Below are 2378 nucleotides of genomic sequence, written 5' to 3'. Positions count from 1 at the left end.
GCCAAGGCGCCCGCCGCCGCGCGGCCCAGCGGCGCGGCGTTGCGACGCGAGCTGAGCGCCTTGTGGACGGCCGTGCTCAAGCGCGAACCGCCGTCGGAGGACAGCGATTTCAGCGCGCTGGGCGGAGATTCTTTGCTGATGCTGCGGATCTGCTCCCGCGCCGGCCGGGCCTTTGGCCTGGACGCGGCGGTGGTGGCCCGTCTGTTGACGGCGCAGACCGTGGCCGAGCAGGCCCGGGTCATCGAAACCGAGGGGGCGGGCGCGGACGGCGTCCGGGTCGGCGCGCTCGTCGCGCTGTCCGCGCCGGGCGACGCGCCGCCGCTGTTCTTCGCGCCGGGCGCGGGCGGGCATGTGCCGTATCTGCGCGCGCTCGCGGCCGAGCTGTCCAAGGACTTCTCGGTATGGGGCATGGAGCTGCCCGGGTCCGGCGAGGCCGACGCGGCCGGCGTCGAAGCCATCGCGACGGCGCTGATCGCCGACATCCGGCGGGTGCGGCCTTACGGGCCTTATCGCCTGGGCGGCCATTCTTTCGGCGGCTGGGTCGCGCTTGAGATTGCGCGGCAACTGGCCGGCCAGGGCGAGGCGGTGGCTTGGGTCTCCATCGTGGACAGCCTGCCGCCGGGGCCGGCGGCGCGGCCGCACAAGCGGGACTGGCGGAACAGCCGCTGGATGGCGGAGATCGGCAACAGCTTCGCGCGTCTGGCCGACGCCAAGCGGCTATTCGACGCCGATGAATTCGACGCGCTGGACGATGCGCGGAGAGTGGAGCGTTTGCGCGAGCGCTTGATAGCGGCGGGCGTGCTGCCGGAGGAGCTTGGCCTGCCCGAGTTCGCGGCGCGCGTGCGCGCCTTCATCGCGCATTCGCTGACGGATTACGCGCCGGCGACGCCTTATGCCGGCGCGCTGCATTTGATTGTGGCCGCGGACAGGGGCGGCGAGGCGAACGCGCCCGACGACGCCGCGCTCATCGACGGCTGGCGCGCGGCGGCGCCGGCCGCGGCGACGCCGCTGCGCCTGCCCGGCGATCACGTCGGCATCATGCGCCCCCCCTTCGTCAGCGGGCTGGCCGGCGCCTTGCGCGCCGTGGAGGCCGCCGCGCGGCGGGCCGTTTCAGACATGGAAACCGAGGAAGAACAATGAACACCAGAGTCAAGGCATTCGCCGCCGTCGAGGCGGCGCTGGCGGAACCGGAGGCGGCGCTCGCCAACGGCGATTTCGAAACCGTGGAACAGTTGATGAGCGGCATCCGCGCGGCCAACCGGGCGCATGGCCTGTGGCTGCCGCAGGTGCCGCGCGCCGACGGCGGGCTGGGCCTGAACCTGCTTGAGCTGGTGGAGGTGGGCGAGCTGCTGGGCGCCTCGCCGCTGGGCCATTACGCGGTCAACTACCAGGCGCCCGACGCCGGCAATATCGACGTGCTGCTGGAGTACGCGACTCCCGCGCAGCGCCGGCGCTGGCTGGAGCCGCTATTGCGCGGCGAGCTGCGCAGCTGCTTCGCGGCGACGGAGCCGGAGTCCGCCGGATCGAATCCCTCCTCGCTGAAAACGACGGCGGTGTACAGGGACGGCGCCTGGCATCTGAACGGCCGCAAATGGTTCGCGTCCGGCGCCGACGGCGCGGGCTTCGCCATCGTGCTGGCCGTCACCGACGAGGCCGCGCCGCTGCACGCGCGCACCAGCACCTTCATCGTGCCCACCGACGCGCCCGGCTTCCGCCACGTCCGCAATCTGCGGGTGATGGGGGACGAGGGCTGCGGCTGGGCCAGCCACGGCGAACTGGTGCTGGACGATTGCCGGGTGGGCGAGGACGCGATGCTGGGCAAGCCCGGCGAGGGCTTCGTCGTGCTGCAGGCCAGGCTCGCCACCGGACGGCTGCACCATTGCGCGCGCTGGATAGGCGTGTGCGAGCGCGCCTTCGCCATCATGTGCCGGCGCGCCTGCCGCCGGGAACTGGCGGCGGGCGAGCTGCTGTCCTCGCGCCAGACGGTGCAGAACTGGATCGCCGAGAGCCGCGCGTCGATAGACGCCGCGCGCCTGCTGGTGACCCAGGCGGCCACGCGGCTGCAGAACCGCCACGAGCGCGCGCAGATCGACATCTCGATCGCGAAGTTCTTCGTGGCCGGCGTGACGCAGACCGTGCTCGATCACGCGCTGCAGGTGCAGGGCGCGTTGGGCGTCAGCGGCGACACGATTCTCAATGTGCTGTGGCGGCACGAACGCGCGGGGCGGATTTACGACGGCCCGGACGAGGTGCACAAGAGCCTGGTGGCGCGCCATGCGCTGGCCGGTTTCCGGCGGGAGCTGGCATGAGCGCGCGGATCGCGGAGCGCGCGATGGCGGCGCTGGGCCGCCCCCGCGTCGGCGCGCGCGCGACGCGGG

Annotated in this window: 2 protein-coding genes; both read left to right on the top strand. The window is 72.9% G+C overall.

All coding sequences use genetic code 11. The features are described 5' to 3' along the window. Window positions 1-1140 (top strand): thioesterase domain-containing protein (locus tag NK214_RS24735; RefSeq protein ID WP_253315786.1); only part of this gene is annotated, 1140 nt, incomplete at its 5' end. Beyond that, a complete protein-coding gene (locus NK214_RS24730; protein WP_107798537.1) occupies window positions 1137-2309 on the top strand; it encodes an acyl-CoA dehydrogenase family protein in 1173 nt (390 codons plus the stop codon). The genes NK214_RS24735 and NK214_RS24730, both read left to right, overlap by 4 nt. The last annotated feature ends 69 nt before the right edge of the window (window positions 2310-2378 follow it).

This window comes from Chromobacterium sp. S0633 (assembly GCF_024158805.1).
Taxonomy (GTDB): domain Bacteria; phylum Pseudomonadota; class Gammaproteobacteria; order Burkholderiales; family Chromobacteriaceae; genus Chromobacterium.
This window is presented reverse-complemented; position numbering and strand designations above follow the sequence as displayed.

Bases quoted from the DNA above. Each gene is read 5' to 3' on its own strand.
- NK214_RS24730 (WP_107798537.1), top strand. From the start codon at position 1,137: ATGAACACCAGAGTCAAGGCATTCGCCGCCGTCGAGGCGGCGCTGGCG.